At 37.5% G+C, this 1,624-nt stretch carries 1 protein-coding gene; it reads left to right on the forward strand.

Going from position 1 to position 1,624, the window contains the following annotated elements; all coding sequences use genetic code 11:
- Positions 1–297 precede the first annotated feature (297 nt).
- Positions 298–1,500 carry an MFS transporter gene (locus HF990_RS14735; protein ID WP_026019072.1) on the forward strand — a complete coding sequence of 401 codons (1,203 nt, stop codon included), beginning with the start codon at positions 298–300 and terminating at the stop codon, positions 1,498–1,500.
- Positions 1,501–1,624 lie beyond the last annotated feature (124 nt).

A 1,624-nucleotide genomic window follows, 5' to 3' on the forward strand; every position in this document is an offset into this window, starting at 1 on the left:
CTATTTGAAGGCTTCTTTGTGGAAATCCGCTCACATTTGGTTACGAAAAATCGAAGGAAACGGCGTCCCATAAAGGTTTGCCAGTCGTTGTTGCACAAGTCATAGGTTATAGTAAAAAAATGGATGTCTACTACCCTCGCTTAGGTGTTTTCGTTTTTTCTCTAAAGTCCAGAAAAAATAAAACTGAAAATTCAGACATCATTTATGCGACGGTAGTGATATTTTCCTTATTGTAATATGATAAAATAGTTCATTATTTCATAGTAAGTTTTTTGAATTAAATGGAAGGTGATCGGAATGTCACAGAGAAAGAAAAAGTTGGTCATGTTTATGTTAATGTTTAACTTATTCATTACAATGGGAGGCATTGGAATGGTGGTTCCGGTGTTACCTTCCTACCTGGATCTTTTTGGAGTTGGGGGTACCATCCTCGGATTTTTAGTTGCTGATTTTGCCTTTGCCCAATTTATTTTTTCTCCGATCGCAGGGAATTTATCGGATTTATATGGACGAAAATTCTTTGTCATTTTGGGATTAATCGTTTTTGGATTTTCACAAATCTTCTTTGGGATAGCAAAAGCAATTTGGATGCTGTTTTTTGCCCGTTTCTTGTCAGGAGCTGGCGCTGCCTTCATCATGCCACCGGTGATGGCCTATGTAGCGGATATTACAACAGTGGAAGAACGGGGAAAAGGAATGGGATTTCTCGGAGCAGCCATATCTCTTGGATTTATGATTGGGCCAGGGATTGGTGGATTTTTAGCTAAAGTGAATTTGCATTTTCCCTTTTATTTTGGAGGGATCGTTGCTTTAATAGCAGCCATCGTTTCTTTTATCGTGTTACCGAATATTAAACAACAACAGAAAGAACGATTAATAACAAAAGGGAAAGATAACATCTTTCAACAATTATTACGTTCCCTTCATACGCCCTACTTCGTCATGTTATTAGTCGTCTTTGTTTTTAGTTTTGGTATCGCAAATTTCCAATCGACGTTGTCTATGTACTTAACTTATAAATTTGGCTATACGCCTATGGATATCGCTATCGTTATGATAATCGGCGGTTTTCTTGGTGTAATTTTACAAGTATATATTGTCGACCAGCTATTTAAACGATTCGGTGAGATGAAAGTTATATTAGTCAATTTGATTATTGCTGCACTTTCCATGGTTGGTATGGTGTATATAAAAGGATTTTTCATTATTATTACCATTACGTCTATTTTCCAAATTGCCACAACTTTTATTCGGCCAGCAGTCAACACATTAATTTCGAAATTGGCAGGGGCTGAGCAAGGTTTTGCCGCTGGAATGAATAATGCATATATGAGTTTAGGTAATATGGTTGGTCCCGCCCTCGCAGGAATAATGCTTGAATGGAAATTATCTTCACCATTTATTCTTGGTGCATTCATCTTATTTGCCTGTTACATATTAGCTCACCTTTGGACAATGAAAAAAGCACCACAATTATTGAAAGCAAATGAAGAATATTAATCGAGTAGGAGGGAGTGATTAGCTCCCGTCCTCTCACACCACCGTACGTACGGTTCCGTATACGGCGGTTCAATTAAGATAATTGACGCAAGTTTTCATAACTTCCGTGAATAGCTTGTCTTCT

Origin of the sequence: Ureibacillus thermosphaericus (genome assembly GCF_012396605.1) — a bacterium.
In the GTDB taxonomy this organism is placed as follows: Bacteria; Bacillota; Bacilli; order Bacillales_A; family Planococcaceae; genus Ureibacillus; species Ureibacillus thermosphaericus.

Excerpts from the sequence above, each read along its gene's own strand:
- HF990_RS14735 (WP_026019072.1), top strand. The coding sequence starts at position 298 with ATGTCACAGAGAAAGAAAAAGTTGGTCATGTTTATGTTAATGTTTAAC.